15 protein-coding genes are annotated in these 17275 nt (G+C 37.7%); all 15 read left to right on the top strand.

Going from position 1 to position 17275, the window contains the following annotated elements; translation table 11 throughout:
- Nucleotides 1–5 precede the first annotated feature (5 nt).
- The 15 genes from NC799_RS13555 (at nt 6) to lysS (ending at nt 16490) form a co-directional block, all read left to right on the top strand.
- On the top strand, nt 6–485 hold the full coding sequence (locus tag NC799_RS13555; RefSeq protein WP_272446981.1) for an NUDIX hydrolase: 480 nt from the start codon (nt 6–8) through the stop codon (nt 483–485).
- 405 nt (nt 486–890) lie between these two features.
- Nucleotides 891–3344 (top strand): stage II sporulation protein E, encoded by a 2454-nt coding sequence (gene spoIIE, locus NC799_RS13550; RefSeq protein ID WP_272446980.1) that lies wholly within the window; start codon nt 891–893, stop codon nt 3342–3344.
- 312 nt (nt 3345–3656) lie between these two features.
- Entirely contained in the window at nt 3657–4397 is a 741-nt protein-coding gene (locus NC799_RS13545) for a vWA domain-containing protein (RefSeq protein WP_272446979.1), read from the top strand.
- Entirely contained in the window at nt 4366–5352 is a 987-nt protein-coding gene (locus tag NC799_RS13540) for a protein kinase domain-containing protein (protein WP_272446978.1), read from the top strand. The genes NC799_RS13545 and NC799_RS13540 overlap by 32 nt, the downstream gene beginning before the upstream one ends.
- A gap of 129 nt (nt 5353–5481) precedes the next feature.
- A complete protein-coding gene (tilS, locus tag NC799_RS13535) occupies nt 5482–6897 on the top strand; it encodes a tRNA lysidine(34) synthetase TilS (RefSeq protein WP_272446977.1) in 1416 nt (471 codons plus the stop codon).
- On the top strand, nt 6890–7432 hold the full coding sequence (gene hpt / locus NC799_RS13530) for a hypoxanthine phosphoribosyltransferase (RefSeq protein WP_272446976.1): 543 nt from the start codon (nt 6890–6892) through the stop codon (nt 7430–7432). Before tilS ends, hpt begins: the two co-directional genes overlap by 8 nt.
- A 131-nt stretch (nt 7433–7563) precedes the next feature.
- Entirely contained in the window at nt 7564–9519 is a 1956-nt protein-coding gene (ftsH, locus tag NC799_RS13525; protein WP_272446975.1) for an ATP-dependent zinc metalloprotease FtsH, read from the top strand.
- A 352-nt stretch (nt 9520–9871) separates the two neighbouring features.
- On the top strand, nt 9872–10741 hold the full coding sequence (hslO, locus tag NC799_RS13520) for an Hsp33 family molecular chaperone HslO (RefSeq protein WP_272446974.1): 870 nt from the start codon (nt 9872–9874) through the stop codon (nt 10739–10741).
- A gap of 19 nt (nt 10742–10760) precedes the next feature.
- Entirely contained in the window at nt 10761–11666 is a 906-nt protein-coding gene (locus tag NC799_RS13515) for a peptidylprolyl isomerase (RefSeq protein WP_272446973.1), read from the top strand.
- Nucleotides 11667–11781: 115 nt separating this feature from the next.
- The gene (gene cysK, locus NC799_RS13510; RefSeq protein ID WP_272446972.1) at nt 11782–12705 is read left to right on the top strand and encodes a cysteine synthase A; all 924 of its coding nucleotides are present in this window, start codon (nt 11782–11784) and stop codon (nt 12703–12705) included.
- A 151-nt stretch (nt 12706–12856) separates the two neighbouring features.
- Nucleotides 12857–13693 carry a dihydropteroate synthase gene (gene folP, locus NC799_RS13505; protein WP_272446971.1) on the top strand — a complete coding sequence of 279 codons (837 nt, stop codon included), beginning with the start codon at nt 12857–12859 and terminating at the stop codon, nt 13691–13693.
- Nucleotides 13686–14048: a dihydroneopterin aldolase gene (gene folB, locus NC799_RS13500; RefSeq protein WP_272446970.1), complete on the top strand. Its 363-nt coding sequence runs from the start codon at nt 13686–13688 to the stop codon at nt 14046–14048. The genes folP and folB overlap by 8 nt, the downstream gene beginning before the upstream one ends.
- 1 nt (nt 14049) lies before the next feature.
- Nucleotides 14050–14562, top strand: a complete 513-nt coding sequence (gene folK / locus NC799_RS13495; protein ID WP_272446969.1) for a 2-amino-4-hydroxy-6-hydroxymethyldihydropteridine diphosphokinase — start codon at nt 14050–14052, stop codon at nt 14560–14562.
- Entirely contained in the window at nt 14532–14750 is a 219-nt protein-coding gene (locus NC799_RS13490) for a helix-turn-helix domain-containing protein (RefSeq protein WP_272446968.1), read from the top strand. The genes folK and NC799_RS13490 overlap by 31 nt, the downstream gene beginning before the upstream one ends.
- Nucleotides 14751–15005: 255 nt before the next feature.
- Complete coding sequence (gene lysS / locus NC799_RS13485; RefSeq protein ID WP_272446967.1) at nt 15006–16490, top strand: lysine--tRNA ligase; 1485 nt, start codon at nt 15006–15008, stop codon at nt 16488–16490.
- Nucleotides 16491–17275: the final 785 nt, after the last annotated feature.

Below are 17275 nucleotides of genomic sequence, written 5' to 3'. Positions count from 1 at the left end.
TCCTATTGCAGAGGAGACATCCAAACAAGGACTTGTTTCCGGGTCTGATTGATATATCTGCAGCAGGACACATGCTAGCGGGGGAATCTATGCATGATGGTGTCCGCGAACTAGAAGAAGAAGTCGGTATTGCTCCGCCATTTGAGCAATTAGTATCACTTGGGATTTATTCTGAACAGTTAGAAGGTCCAGGGTTTAAGGATAATGAACATTGTCATATCTATCTTTATGAGTATGATGGAGCGATGGAGCAATTAACTATACAAGAAAGTGAAATAACGGCAATGGTACAAATTCTGCTCGAAGATATAGAAGATTTACTGTTAGAAGATCGTCAGTATGTAAGTGTTGTAGGTTTTGAATGTCATGGAGGAAGGAAAATTCCATTTAGAACAACAGTAAGCAAAAAGGATTTTGTTCCACATGATGAAGCCTATTATCGAATGGTAATTGACGGAATAAAACAACACTATTCTAAAAAATAAGTGTTTATGACATTTAATAGAATAAAAGCGCTGAAGCTGGACGTGATGTCACCGGGTATCCACGCTTAAATTTTTTTATACTTCATTTGGGTGTCTTGTCGACCATCAAGGAAGTTATCATTTCTATCAAAAAAAATTCAATTAATCATTCGTCAAAAAAAACAAATAAACATTTAATGAGTTTAGCCTGTTGTGGTGAGGGATGAGGCTGCTTTTACCCCAGTTTTCTTGTTTAACCTAGCTATCATACATCGACAAGAAATCGGTAAGATTCATACTTTTTGTGTTGAAACATCGATTCTTACCTAGAATGACGTCGAACATTTTTGAACGATACATCTGTTGTTTTGACAAAATTATGGGGCGAATTGTGTTTAAATGGTCTACAAGAAGGAGTGGTGTAGAATGATGGGTTCAGCAACTGGAAACGAATCCAAATCAATCGTCGTACATAATAGCAACAATGTACAATCATGGAAGAAGAAACTTGGAGAAAAGACAAAACTCTTTTTCATAGAAAAGGGTTGGCTTTTATTTATCGTAGGCTTTTTATTAGGACGAGCAGTTGTACTATCTTCACTAACGCCATTTGCCCTTTCGTTTTTAGCATCAGTATGGTTTATGCGAAAGGATAAATCGTTTAAATTAGTGCTTGCGACTCTGATCGGTGCCTTAACACTCGGAGTTGAACAAGGGAGTTATGTATTTGCTGCCATGATCGTTTTCATCTTACTTGCATCCGTATGTAAAAGGATGAACCACCAGCAGAAAATCATTCCAATCCTTGTCTTTGTTTCTAGTGTATTACCTAGAGTGATCGGTTATGCATTATTGAACCAATTATCTTCATACGAATGGATGCTTGCTGCAGTTGAGGGGGTACTAAGTGCGGTGTTAGTACTTATTTTTATGCAAAGCATCCCGTTATTATCACCGAAAAGATACAAACCTACATTAAAAAATGAAGAAATTGTATGTATGATAATTCTACTTGCTTCTGTATTGACTGGAACAATAGGTTGGGAAATTAAAGGAGCAGCAATAGAACAAATCTCATCACGATATCTAGTCCTTTGGCTATCCTATGTTGGTGGAGCGGCAATTGGATCTACCGTTGGGGTCGTTGCTGGCTTAATTCTTAGTCTTGCTAATGTTGCAAGTCTATATCAAATGAGTTTATTAGCATTTTCGGGATTACTTGGTGGATTGTTAAAGGATGGAAAAAAGATTGGTGTTGGTTTAGGCCTTTTAGTTGGAACCTTATTAATTGGAATATACGGTAAGGGTCTCGATGCATTACTACCATCAATTATGGAATCATTAATAGCGATTATTTTATTTTTCTGTACACCAGAAAGCTGGATTAAGAAAATTTCTCGTTATATTCCTGGTACGATTGAGCATTCAAAGGAACAGGAGCAATATTTACAAAAGGTGCGAGATGTAACAGCAAGCCGGGTAAAACAGTTTTCTAACGTATTTCATGCATTATCGGATAGCTTCACCTTAGAACAAAAGACAGCTATTGAAGAGGAAAATGATAAAGAAACAGATTACTTCTTAAGTAATGTGACAGAGAAGACGTGTCAAACGTGCTTTAAGAAGGAATGGTGCTGGGCACAAAACTTTGATAAAACATATGATATGATGACTAACTTGAAACAAGACTTAGAAGATAATCGTAATCCGAATAAGGTTACACAGAGTAGTTTCGAAAATCATTGCGTCAAATCTAAAAAAGTGTTAGATACAATGCGTCAGGAACTATCCTTTTTTGAAGCAAATCGAAAGCTAAAAAAGCAAGTAAGTGAAAGTCGCCGGTTTGTTGCGGACCAATTATTAGGTGTTTCCCAAGTAATGGGTGATTTCGCAAATGAGATTTTAAAAGAACGAGAGAACCATGAACAACAAGAGGTTGAGATTGTTGCAGCACTAAATCATATGGGAATAGAACTAGAGAAGTTAGATATTTACAGTCTGGAAAAAGGAAACATTGATATCGAAATGAATTTGACATTTTATAATTATCATGGCGAGGGACCGAAATTAATTGCCCCAATGCTGTCAGATATATTAAAAGAAACTGTTGTGGTAAAAGAAGAGGAAATTTCACCAGTGCCAAATGGTTACTGTTATTTATCCTTTGGCTCGGCAAAGAAATACGTTGTCGAAACAGGCGTCTCCCATGCGGCAAAAGGTGGAGGGCTAGTTTCAGGTGATAGTTATTCGACGATTGAATTAGGAGCTGGAAAATATGCCATGGCAATAAGTGATGGTATGGGGAATGGTGAACGGGCACATGAAGAAAGTGCAGAAACCCTTCGATTGCTCCAACAAATTTTACAATCAGGTATCCAAGAACAAGTAGCTATTAAGTCGATTAATTCAATTTTATCATTACGTACGAGTGATGAGATCTTTTCTACTTTAGACTTAGCAATGATTGATTTGCATAATGCAGCAGTTCGATTTCTGAAGATTGGCTCAACACCTAGCTTTATTAAACGAGGAAACAAAATTATTAAAGTAGAGGCTAGTAACCTACCAATTGGAATCATCCAAGAATTCGATGTCGAGGTAGTAAACGAGCAGCTTAAAGCAGGTGACTTACTCATCATGATGAGTGATGGCATCTTTGAGGGACCTAAAAATATCGAGAATGTGGATATGTGGTTAAAACGAAAAATAAAAGAAGTAGAATCTGAGGATCCACAAGATATGGCAGACCTACTCCTTGAAGAAGTAGTTAGAACACGTGCAGGAGAAATAGAGGATGATATGACAGTATTGGTGGCAAAGATTGAAAAGAATAATCCTAAATGGGCAGCAATTCCGACTTATCACAAAAAGGCTAATTAGCAAAAAACATCGACTTGTGGCTAAACGTAGCACGAGTCGATGTTTTTTTGTTGTTGAAAAGTATAAAAATTATCTACATATCCACAACATCCTGCGACAGCCACGTCAAGCTTCAACGCCTACCCCTTCTGAGTCGTAGTAAATCCTCTACATGGCAAAGACCGCCATTACGAGGCTTGTCTTACGCTTTTGTTCTAAATGTCTAATTAATAGAATAAGAGGTATATTTCTCTTATTTCATGGCAACAATGATGCTAATAGTTATTTAACTTGTGGATTAATAAAGGGATAATAATGGGAGGAGTTATACCAATGAAAAAAGGGACATTGAAACAAATTCTATTAATTACGGACGGTTGCTCAAATAAAGGGGAAGACCCATCAGCAGTTGCGGCATTAGCAGCTCAACAAGGAATAACGGTAAATGTAATTGGTATATTAGAAGATAATCAAAGCGAAGACCCAACAGGGTTACAAGAGGTGGAAGACATTGCCTTATCTGGAAACGGCGTAAGCCAGATTGTTTATCAACAAGCACTATCACAAACCGTTCAAACGGTAACTAGACAAGCTATGACGCAAACATTACAAGGTGTCGTTAATCAAGAACTTAAACAAATTCTTGGACCAGATAAGTCGCTCGATGAACTACCACCAGAACAGCGCGGAGAAGTAATGGAAGTAGTCGATGATTTAGGGGAGACTAGTGATTTAGAAGTACTCGTTTTAGTAGATTCAAGTGCTAGTATGAGTAACAAATTACCAACTGTACAAGAATCTATCATTGATTTATCTGTTAGTATGAACGCAAGAATAGGCCGAAATCGTTTTGCGATTTTCACCTTTCCAGGGAAGAAAAAACCGATTGAAAAGATTATGGATTGGTCGCCAAAGTTAGACTCCATCTCCTCTGTATTCCCTAAATTAACTAGTGGAGGGATTACACCAACAGGACCTGCTTTAAAGGAAGCAATGTATCAGTTTGGCAAGAAAAGCCTAAAAAGGAGCTTCTTGAAAGAAGATGAATCAAACATCGAAGAAACAGGATTTTAGATTAAGGCCTGGAGATGTAGTCACTGGCAAATGGCATCATAAAAAGTATGTAATCAGAAAACGATTAGGAAGTGGTGCGATTGGTTCTGTCTATTTATGTGAGTCAGATGGAAAGCCACAAGCGTTAAAAATAAGTGACAAAAGTTCTTCTATTACGATGGAGGTTAATGTCCTAAAATCCTTTCAAAAGGTCCAGGGAAATCGCCTTGGGCCTTCTTTGTTAGATGTAGATGATTGGATTGACCCACGAGGGGAGCGATACTCCTTTTATGTCATGGAATTTTTACGTGGAAAACAACTGTCTACATTTATTCATGCACACGGAGAAGAATGGTTAGGGATTCTCATGCTTCAATTGCTCGATGACTTAACAGAGCTTCATGAAGCGGGATGGGTGTTTGGTGATTTGAAGACGGATAATCTCATTGTAACCTATCCACCACCTAGGCTGAGATGGATTGATGTTGGAGGAACAACTCAAATAGGTAGGTCAATTAAGGAGTTTACCGAATTCTATGATCGGGGTTATTGGAACTTCGGCTCACGAAAAGCTGAACCGTCCTATGACTTGTTTGCCTTAGCGATGGTTATGCTACATTTTTATCATCCGAAAAGGTTTGAACGTGGGTCCAATCCACAGAAAACCTTATTACAAAAGCTTTATCAAACAAAACCGCTTGCTCCATATCAACCGTGTCTGGCAAAAGCTTTAAAAGGAGAATATACGACAAGCAAACAAATGAAAGATGAGCTTGCTTCCTTAATTATGAAACGATCTGACAAAGGTTCGAACTACTATCGCATCAATCAACGAAATTCAAATACGCAGCCCCAACCGAGACGTAGGTCACAAGTGAACAAACAAACAAAAGCAGCTGGCCATCCATTTTTAGAAAGTATCGGGATATTTATTGTTGTAATCTTGTTTTATTTATTTTATTTAATTTTAAAGTAAAGCTGTTGTATGTAAAGTTCACTATGATCGGTCTAAAAATAATTGTTCCAACTTTTTGCAGTGTACTAAAGAATAATGCTATCCTAAGGATAGGAAAAAAAGCAATATCAAGTAATGGAGTGGAGTGACGTGGAAAATGAGGTTAAGGCATTTATTAAGAAACACGACTTATTGCATGAAGGGGCAACAGTACTAATTGGTGTTTCTGGTGGTCCAGATTCAATGGCCCTCCTCCACTTTTTTTGTAAAATAAGAAAGGACTACCACTTAAATATTATTGCATTGTCGATTGACCATGGCTTAAGGGAGGAACAATCGCACCAAGATGTCGAATATGTTCGCCAAATTTGCTTAGAATGGAAAATAAATTTTTATGAAACCTTTCTTGATGTCCCAACGTATAAACGTAGCACGGGCTTAAGCACTCAAGTCGCAGCCCGTGAAATGAGATATCGCTTTTTTGAAGAACAGATGAGGCGGTTTCAAGCGGATTTTTTAGCACTTGGGCACCATGGCGATGACCAAGCAGAAACAATACTGATGCGGTTAATAAGAAATACAACGCCAAATGGATTAATTGGCATACCGGTCAAACGTCGATTTGCAACGGGTCAGCTTATTCGGCCGTTCCTAGCTGTTTCTAAAAAGGAAATCGAAGCTTATTGTCAAGTGTACGGGATAAAGCCGCGACGAGACCCTTCTAATGGAGAGACTGTCTATACAAGAAATCATCTTAGGCATAACATCTTACCATTACTTCGCGAGCAAAATCCGAGTATTCATAAGCATATGCAAGCATTAAGTGAGCTGTTAAGAGAAGACGAGTCTTATCTTCATCAAGAAGCGAAAAAGGTTTTCCATTCAATTGTTCAAATCGATAACAAAAGTGAGGTAAGTTTTAACATAGACGATTTCCTTCGTTATCCATTTGCTTTACAAAGACGTACCTATCATCTAATATTGAACTATCTATATGATAATGTGCCAGAAGGTTTATCCTATGTTCATGAACAACAGTTTTTTCATTTAATACATAACGAAAAGGCGAATGTCACCCTCGATTTCCCAAACGGATTACTAGTGACCAAATCTTACACGCGAGTTTTATGTTATTTTAAAAATAATGCAGATTTGCACTATGAATTCACTTTGGATGTACCCGGACAAATAACGCTTCCAAATGGATCTGTTATTACTTCAGTTTTTACAGATAACTACGAGGAAGAACAGTCAAAAAACGTCATGATACTTCCTGATTCAATCCCACCACAATATCCGTTTCTTGTGCGGACAAGAAGGCCAGGGGACCGCATGCTTATTAGAGGATTAAATGGAACTAAAAAGGTGAAGGATATTTTCATTGATGAAAAAATACCAAAGTACTTGAGGGATTCATGGCCAGTAATTACCGGTCAACAAGACGACGTTTTGTGGTTGGTTGGGGTGAAAAAGGGTAAGGTTGAGAGCGACATAGATAAACAGAGGTATGTACGGTTACATTATTTTCAAAAGCAACATGTAGGAGGGTCAGGTCAGGATGCATAATGATATTGAGAAAGTACTCATTTCAAAAGAAGAAATTGAGGAAAAGTGCAAGCAAATTGGGTATAAGCTTACCGAAGAATATGATGGAAAATTCCCGCTTGCAATTGGTGTCTTAAAAGGTGCTATGCCATTTATGTCAGACGTTCTTCGCTACACCGAGACGCATTTGGAAATGGATTTCATGGATGTCTCAAGCTATGGAGGAGAAATGCGCTCTTCTGGAGAAGTGAAAATAGTAAAAGACTTGGATACTAAAGTCGAGGGACGGGACCTGTTAATTATTGAAGATATTATTGATAGTGGTCTAACATTAAGTTATCTTGTTGATCTGTTCAAATACAGAAAAGCAAAATCAGTTAAAATTGTTACATTATTAGATAAGCCAGAAGGACGTACCGTTGATATTAAAGCAGACATTGTGGGTTTTCAAGTTCCAAATGAATTTGTTGTTGGCTATGGCTTAGATTATCAGGAAAGATATCGTAACCTCCCATATATTGGGGTTTTAAAGCCGAAAATATATGGTGGAGAATAAATGGTTATTATTTTTTTGCATGTGTCAAACAATTGTAACATATCAATAAAGAGTAATTGTATTTAGTTGTAATCAACCTTTTTAATATGATAATATTTACTATAGTTTTCTCGCTTGGGAGGAGGTAGGCAATGAATCGAATATTTCGAAATGTGATTTTTTATTTTCTAATATTCCTGGTAGTAATTGGAGTTGTCGGAGTATTTAACGGACAAAATAATCAAGCAGAGCAGTTTAAAGTGAATGAATTTTACCAAGCCTTGAATAATGGTGAAATTACAGAAATGACAATGCAACCATCGAATGGTGTGTATCGGATAACAGGTGATTTATCACAAGAGGGAAGTACATTTGTCACAAATATTCCAGATAATCCTGAAGCGATAGCCAACATCATGGAAATAGCTGCGGACCAGGAGATATTATCTATTGAAGAAGAGGAACAACCAAATGGATGGGTTACTTTCTTAACGACTATGATTCCATTTGTCATTATATTTATCTTATTCTTCTTCTTACTTAACCAAGCTCAAGGCGGCGGTAGTCGTGTGATGAACTTTGGTAAGAGTAAAGCTAAGATGTATAGTGAAGATAAGAAGAAAGTAAGATTCAAAGATGTTGCTGGTGCTGATGAAGAGAAGCAAGAGCTTGTCGAGGTTGTCGATTTCTTGAAAGATCCGAGGAAGTTTACCGCCATTGGTGCAAAAATTCCAAAAGGGGTTCTTTTAGTAGGTCCTCCTGGTACTGGTAAAACATTGTTAGCACGTGCTGTTGCAGGTGAAGCTGGTGTACCTTTCTTCTCAATTAGTGGTTCTGATTTCGTTGAGATGTTCGTCGGTGTCGGTGCTTCACGTGTCCGTGATTTATTTGAAAATGCTAAAAAGAACGCACCGTGTATTATCTTTATTGATGAGATTGATGCGGTCGGTAGACAACGTGGTGCTGGTGTTGGTGGCGGCCATGATGAACGTGAACAAACGTTAAATCAGTTGCTAGTTGAGATGGATGGTTTCGGTGAAAATGAAGGTATTATCATTATTGCTGCAACAAACCGTCCCGATATTCTAGACCCTGCACTATTACGTCCAGGACGTTTCGACCGTCAAATAACGGTAGACCGCCCAGATTTAAAAGGGCGTGAAGATGTGCTTAAAGTACATGCAAGAAACAAACCGTTAGCAGATGACGTAGAATTAAAAACAATTGCAATGCGTACGCCTGGGTTCTCGGGTGCAGATTTAGAAAATTTATTAAATGAAGCTGCGCTAGTTGCGGCTAGAAGTGATAAACAAAAGATTGATATGGAAGATGTTGATGAAGCAATTGATCGTGTTATTGCTGGTCCTGCGAAAAAGAGCAGGGTTATCTCGAAGAAAGAGCGTAATATTGTTGCCTACCATGAAAGTGGGCATACCATTATCGGTATGGTTCTTGATGATGCTGATATGGTACATAAGGTTACGATTGTGCCTCGTGGTCAAGCTGGCGGATACGCGGTTATGCTCCCAAGAGAAGATCGTTACTTTATGACAAAGCCAGAATTACTTGATAAGATTACTGGACTTCTTGGTGGCCGTGTCGCTGAAGAAATTACATTTGGTGAAGTAAGTACTGGAGCACATAACGATTTCCAACGTGCAACAGGTATTGCGCGAAAGATGGTTACCGAATACGGAATGAGCGATAAGATTGGTCCACTTCAGTTTGGAAGTTCTGGTGGTCAAGTATTTCTAGGTAGAGATATGCAAAATGAACAAAATTATAGTGATGCGATTGCATATGAGATCGATCAAGAAATTCAACGGATTATCTCTGAATGTTACAGCAAAGCAAAAGAAATCTTAACGGATAAGAAAGAAAAGCTTGAGCTTGTGGCTAAAACTTTACTTGAAGTGGAAACATTAGATGCTGCGCAAATTAAATCATTGTTTGAGAATGGAGTATTACCAAAACCTGTTGTCTCGGAACAAGATGGAAAAGAAAAAGCTCCGTCTAATCAAGAGACGATTGAAAAAGACGATTTTAAAGTAAATATCCAATCAAAAACAGAGAAACAACAAGACCAGAAAGATGACGATAATAAGTAAACATATAAGTAAAAAAAGGCCTCTCACTTCGTGGGTAGGCCTTTTTTACAAGGTAAGAAAGTATAAAAAAATCCAAGCGTGGATAACATCCAGCGACAGCAACGTTATAGCTTTCAGCGCCTACCCCTCCCTCGAGGTCTTAAGTATTATTATACGAGAAAAAGATTAGCTACTAAGTTGAAATCCTTAGGCATTCTTTTGAACAGGCTATGTGTTATGATATTTTACAAGGAAGACAATTGCTAATAATATCGGTTAGACTAACGTATGGTTCAGATAGTCAAATCAAACACTAATATAGTTCCATATATAAAACATTATTTAAAAGATGTACGAAGGAGTGAAGAGCATCATGGGAGATTATTTAATTAAAGCAACAGCATTCCAAGGGATGGTAAGAGCATATGCAATACAATCAACGGAAACAGTTGAAGAGGCTAGAAGAAGGCAAGACACGTGGGCAACTGCGTCTGCTGCGCTTGGCAGAACAATTACGATTTCTGCAATGATGGGTGCCATGCTTAAGGGGAATGACAAGATAACTGTGAAATTAGAAGGGAATGGCCCAATCGGACCAATTGTAGCTGATGCTAATGCAAAAGGAGAAGTAAGAGGGTATGTAAGAAATCCACATGTAGATTTTGAACTAAATGAAAAAGGGAAACTAGATGTTGCTAGAGCTGTTGGGACAGAAGGAAGTCTAAGCATTGTGAAGGATTTAGGATTAAGAGAAAACTTTACTGGTCAAGTTCCAATCGTTTCAGGCGAAGTTAGTGAAGACTTTACTTATTATTTTGCAACATCAGAACAAGTCCCATCCGCTGTTGGTGCAGGCGTTTTAGTTAATCCAGACCACACCATTCTAGCTGCAGGTGGCTTTATCGTTCAGCTCATGCCAGGTGCTGATGATGACACGATTACAGTAATTGAAAACAGGATTAGTCAAATCCCACCTATTTCTACTCTAATTCAAGAGGGGAAAAGTCCAGAAGATATCCTTATTCAATTAGTTGGTAACGAGAATTTAAAAATATTGGATAAATTGCCCGTTACCTTTTACTGCCATTGTTCTAAAGAGAGAATTGAACAAGCGATAAAGAGTCTTGGAAACGAAGAGATAGACAGTATGATTGAAGAAGATAAAGGAGCAGAGGCAACCTGTCACTTCTGTAACGAAACGTATCAACTTGGTGTAGATGAACTAGAACGCTTGAAATCGTAAGGAGGAGAGGGAAGCTAGGATGACAAGGAAGTTTCTTTGGGGCTTAATTATCTGTCTGCTAATAACGAATTTAACTACTTTAGCGATATGGATGAATGAAAAGAAGATTACTTCCCCTGTAGAACCGCTTAATGGGAATGTAGATGAAAAAAGGTCGGTTGCCACAGTTAACGGTCGAGAAATTTCCTATAATACTTGGGTGAGTAAACTACAAGAACAATATGGGGAAAAAGTGTTACGAGATATGATGGATAAACAAATCGTGTTTCAATTGGCGGAAGATCAAGGGATAGAAATCAGTCAAAATCTGATTAATCGGGAGGTGTCGTTACTTTTTACGATGTACGGAGTGTTATCGAGTGAAGAAATAAAAGAAAATGAAGCTGCTTGGGAAGAAGATGTCCGATATCGCCTCAGTTTAGAAGAACTTTTAACTGCAGATATATCTATTGATAATAGTGAAATAATGGACTATTACGAAGACAACCGACAACAATATGAATTTGATGAATCAATTCAAGTATCTCATATTGTTGTCAATGATCTTGAAACAGGGAATAAAGTTTATGAAGAACTAGAGGATGGAGCCTCCTTCCAAGCGCTTGCTCGGGAATACACGATTGATGAAAATTCTAGGAGTGACGGTGGGTATTTGGGGTTTTTTACTGAAAATAACGATTACTTACCTGCTCGGTATTATGAGAAAGCAATGGAAATGAAAGAGGATTCTTATAGTGAACCATTCCGAACTGCGTCTGGCGAGGTTGCTATTCTATACTTTCATCGGTTACTTCCATCTATTACCTTTAGCTATGATGAGATTAAATATCATATTAAGCGAGAGCTTGCATTAGAACAAATTAAGCCGACGATAACAACCGATCCCTTTTGGGACGAGATGGATGTTGAATGGATTTACGAGTAATAGAAAAAATTTGAGATAATTGATAAAATTACTTGCTTCATGGTTGACAGTTAGTAGTCAAATGACGTAAATTGGTATTAATCCAACAAAAATACTAGGAATTGGAGTGAGTAGCATGAAAGTAGCACAATCAATGATAGATTTAATTGGAAATACACCAATCGTAAAGTTGAACCGGACAGCTGATGCAGATGGTGCAGAGATTTACTTAAAATTAGAGTTTATGAACCCGGGAAGTTCGGTTAAAGACCGGATAGCACTAGCGATGGTAGAAGCGGCTGAAAAGGATGGCAAATTAAAAGAAGGCGACACAATTATTGAGCCAACAAGTGGTAATACTGGAATTGGTTTAGCACTTGTAGCTGCTGTTAAAGGTTATAAAGCTATTCTAGTCATGCCGGATACAATGAGTATGGAGCGTCGTAATCTTCTAAGAGCTTATGGTGCTGAACTAGTATTAACTCCTGGTGCAGAAGGTATGAAAGGTGCTATTAAAAAAGCAGAAGAACTACAAAAAGAAAACGGTTATTTTATGCCTCAGCAATTCAGTAACATTGCAAACCCAGATGTACATGCTCGTACAACAGGAAAAGAGATTGTTGAGCAAATGGGTGATCAACTAGATGCATTTGTATCTGGGATTGGAACTGGTGGAACGATTACAGGAGCAGGAAGAGTGCTTAAAGAAAATTATAAAGACATAAAGATTTATGCAGTTGAACCAACGGCATCGCCAATTCTCTCTGGTGGCCAACCTGGTCCGCATAAGATTCAAGGTATTGGTGCTGGATTTGTTCCAGATATACTTGACACGGAAGTTTATGATGAAGTTATTACTGTAAGTAACGAAGATGCTTTTGCTTCAGCTCGTGAAGCTGCTAAAAAAGATGGCGTACTTGGTGGTATTTCTTCTGGTGCTGCCATTCATGCGGCAAAACAAGTGGCTAAGCAACTTGGTAAAGGTAAAAAAGTATTAGCTGTTATTCCTAGTAATGGTGAACGTTATTTATCTACTCCGTTATATCAATTTGAAGACTAATTAATTATATTCTTAGGTCTGACTTACCCAAGTCAGGCCTTTTTATTGTCTAGAAAATGCGTTAGGCTAAACAAATTGGTATGGCATCTGTGAAGAAGTGAGAAAAATATAGTAGAATATAATTTAGAAAAACCATAAGGGCGGAATGTTTATGGGCATATTATTAAAAACAAAAGAAAAGACATTTGATTTAGATGAAAAAACACTAGTAATGGGAATATTAAATGTAACACCAGATTCCTTTTCTGATGGAGGTTCTTATAACGAAATCGAACAAGCTGTCAAACAAGCTATTGAAATGGAACAAGCCGGTGCTGATATCATCGATGTTGGGGGAGAATCAACAAGACCGGGATTTACGCCTGTATCACAAGAAGAAGAAGTAAATCGTGTTGTTCCAATTATCAAAGCGTTAAAAGAAACAATAAAAATTCCAATCTCGATTGATACGTACAAAGCAGAAACAGCCAAACAGGCAGTAGAAGCTGGTGCTTCGATTATTAATGATGTATGGGGAGCGAAAAAGGAACCGAATATTGCTCGAATAGCTGCTGCTTATGATGTGCCAATCATTTTAATGCACAATCGTGATAACCAAACCTATTCTTCGATCATGGAGGATATGAAACAAGATTTACAAGAAAGTATTAAGATTGCACGTGAAGCTGGTGTGAAGCAGTCTAATATTATTTTAGACCCTGGAATTGGCTTTGCCAAGACGGTCGAAGATAACTTATACGTCATGCGAAACCTAGAACAGATAACAGACTTAGGCTACCCAGTTTTGTTAGGTACGTCTAGAAAATCAATGATTGGACACGTACTAAATTTGCCTGTTAATCAAAGAGACGAGGGAACGGGTGCTACTGTCTGTTATGGGATAACAAAAGGTGTAAGTATAGTAAGAGTTCATCACGTAGAGTCAATTGTTCGAATGACAAAGATGATGGATGCAATGATTGGAAAGGGAGCATATCAGAGTGGATAAAATATATATAAACAATGCGGCGTTTTATGGCTATCACGGCTTATTTTCAGAGGAAAATAAATTAGGACAACGTTTTTTGGTTGACTTAGTTTTACAATGTGATTTAAAAGTAGCCGGAAAGTCAGACAGAATGGAGGATTCCATCGATTATGGTCATATATACAGTATATTAAGAGAAATAGTCGAAGGGAAACCGTTTCATTTAATTGAAGCAGTTGCTGAAAAAATCGCAGAGCAGCTTTTCGAAAGTTTTTCAAAGCTTGTGGCTGTTACAGTAAAAGTGTATAAACCAGACCCTCCAATCCCGGGCCATTATAAGTCAGTTGCTATTGAAATTTTTAGGGAGAGGGAATAAGATGGAAAATGTCTATATTGCGCTAGGTTCTAATATCCTCCCGCGTTATACGTATTTACAAAAAGCTACATTGCTGTTGTCTAAAAACAATCAGATTACTATTGAAAAGCAGTCGTCTATTTATGAAACAGAACCAGTTGGCTATATGGAACAAAGTAATTTTTTGAATATGGTTGTTGAAATAAGTACTAGCTTAAAACCAACGGAATTATTAGACTATTGTCAAAAAATAGAGATTGAACTTGGAAGGAAACGCGAGATTAAATGGGGGCCAAGAACAATTGACCTTGACATTTTATTATATAATCAAGAAACTATACAAACGGAACAACTAACTGTTCCTCATCCTAGAATGCATGAACGGGCTTTTGTATTAGTGCCACTTTGTGATTTGAACCCGGAGTTTAAGATCCCTTTAGTCAATAAGGCTGTGATCGATGTTCTAGATGAGGTACCACAACAGCAGATAGAGGGAGTAGTAAAATGGGTGCGATCGAATGGGGAAGACGAATAAAAGCATACCGGAAATTAAAAGGGTACACACAAGTAAGTTTTGCTGGGAAATTAGGCATATCTGTTTCTGTTATGGGTGAAATAGAACGTGGCAACCGGATGCCGACATCGACACAAATAGATCAAATAACAGAAATTTTAACTATAACGAAAGAAGAATTAACGCCGAAAGAGGATAAGGGCAATTAGCATTACGATTAGATCAAAACGGTGGAAAGTCATCAATAGCGTGCTATAGTATTGTTTGGTATAACGGAAAGTGGGATTAGGTTTTTAATTATAGTTATGTAGTAAATGAGGAACTTAGTTTAGATTTTTTGTAAATGGTTATATATTGACACGAGACCTTTCGTTTTCTATACTAAACCATAGTTTTTTAGTAGCGTTTTTAAGGGATTGTCATTTTACATAACATGGAGTAAATAAATTATTGGAGTGAAAAAAATGACCGAAGAATTAAATGAACATATGCGAGTCAGACGGGATAAGTTACAAGCTTATCTAGCAAAAGGAATTGATCCGTTTGGAGATAAGTTTGAGCGAACGCATTTAGCTGAAGAATTAAGACAGGCCTACGATCAATTCTCAAAAGAGGAATTAGAGGAAAAGGGGATTGCAACCACCATTGCCGGACGTGTAATGACAAAGCGGGGCAAAGGGAAAGCCGGATTCTCCCATATTCAGGACCTGAGCGGACAAATTCAATTATATGTAAGAAAAGATATGGTTGGTGAAGAAGCTTATGAAATCTTTAACTCAACTGATTTAGGTGATATCGTCGGTGTAACAGGTACTGTCTTTAAAACACAAGTTGGGGAACTATCTGTTAAAGTAACAGATTATCAACTATTAACGAAATCGCTACGACCGCTACCGGAAAAGTTCCACGGCTTAAAAGATGTAGAACAACGTTATCGTCAACGTTATTTAGACTTAATTACCAATCCGAAAAGTAAAGATACATTTGTTACGAGAAGTAAAATCATCCAAGTTATGCGTGGATATCTAGATAACAGTGGTTTTCTAGAAGTAGAAACACCAATGATGCACGGGATCGCTGGTGGTGCATCTGCAAGGCCATTTATTACACACCATAATGCATTGGATATACCGTTGTATATGCGAATTGCAATTGAGCTCCATTTAAAACGATTAATCGTAGGTGGTATGGAGAAAGTCTATGAAATTGGTCGAGTGTTCCGTAATGAAGGAGTTTCCACTAGACACAACCCAGAATTTACAATGCTAGAACTTTATGAAGCATATGCAGATTTCCATGATATTATGTCATTGGTAGAGAATATGGTAGCCCATATTGCAGAAGAAGTAAACGGCTCTACCACGGTGCCATATGGTGACTATCAAGTCAACCTTGCGCCACAATGGAAGAGAGTCCATATGGTTGATGCTGTCAAAGAAGCAACTGGAGCAGATTTTTGGCAGCAAATGAGTGATGAAAATGCGAAGGCATTGGCGAAAGAGCATGGTGTAGAGATCAAAGATACAATGACTTTTGGCCATATTGTCAATGAATTTTTTGAGCAAAAAGTAGAAGAAACGTTAATTCAACCAACATTTGTTTACGGCCATCCAGTCGAGATCTCACCACTTGCAAAGAAGAATAAAGAAGATGTGCGTTTTACAGATCGTTTCGAACTATTTATTGTTGGGCGGGAACACGCTAATGCATTCTCGGAGTTAAACGATCCTATTGACCAACGGGAACGATTTGAAGCACAAGTCAAAGAAAAAGAGCAAGGAAATGACGAAGCACATGAAATGGATGAAGACTTTTTGGAATCACTCGAATACGGTATGCCGCCTACAGGTGGTCTAGGTATTGGAATTGATCGGTTAGTTATGTTGTTAACCGATGCACCTTCTATTCGTGATGTGTTATTATTCCCTCAAATGAGAAATAGGGATTAAGAGAGAAGAGCTTCCGTGATTTTCAATCAGCGGAAGTTTTTTCACTACCAACGAAATAACAAAAATTGGCTTGAAGTGCAGCGTGTAATGTCAGCTACGTCCACTCTAGCGTCTACACTTTTATATATCACAATAAATCAATGCTCGGGATGGTAAAATAAAGATGCACCATTGAAACGGTGTAATGATTAGCACTGTCAATGGATGGAAGTTGGTCTAGGCTTCCTGCTGAGGTTTAATTTGTTAATTATTCTGCTGTAACTAGTCTGGAGGATTGATATGTTTCGCTCCATAGAAAACTTACAAAAATCATGTTTATATTAATAAATATTGGTTATTCTTTATAGAGGTTAGCCTTTTCGATAGGTTACCTATTTTAGATCTGGAAGTGCATATGGTATATTACTCTTCGCTGCATACATTATCTAAAACAAAAAGAATAAAAAAGTATTGACTTAGAATAATAAGGGTGTTATATTAGTAAAGTCGCAAATTACAGAGCGACAAAATAATACAAAAAAGATATTGACTTCTGCGAATAGAAGTGATAAACTTTAAAAGTTGCCTCTTATGGCAGAGAATAAGGACATTGATCTTTGAAAACTGAACAAAACAACCAGTATGTTTAAAGAAAAAGTGTAGGCGACTGTTTAATAGTGTACGGATAGATAAGACAGCATGTAGCACTTTGAACTTCAAGTGCGAAATGATGGATTAACTATACGCTAGCTATTGGGAGCCGAAGCTAGATTGGAAATACAATTGCTAGTCAAGTTTATGAGTAA

The organism is Aquibacillus salsiterrae, from assembly GCF_028416595.1.
In the GTDB taxonomy this organism is placed as follows: domain Bacteria; phylum Bacillota; class Bacilli; order Bacillales; family Amphibacillaceae; genus Aquibacillus_A; species Aquibacillus_A salsiterrae.
Note: the sequence above shows the minus strand (reverse complement) of the source record. Positions and strands in the feature narration are given on the sequence as shown.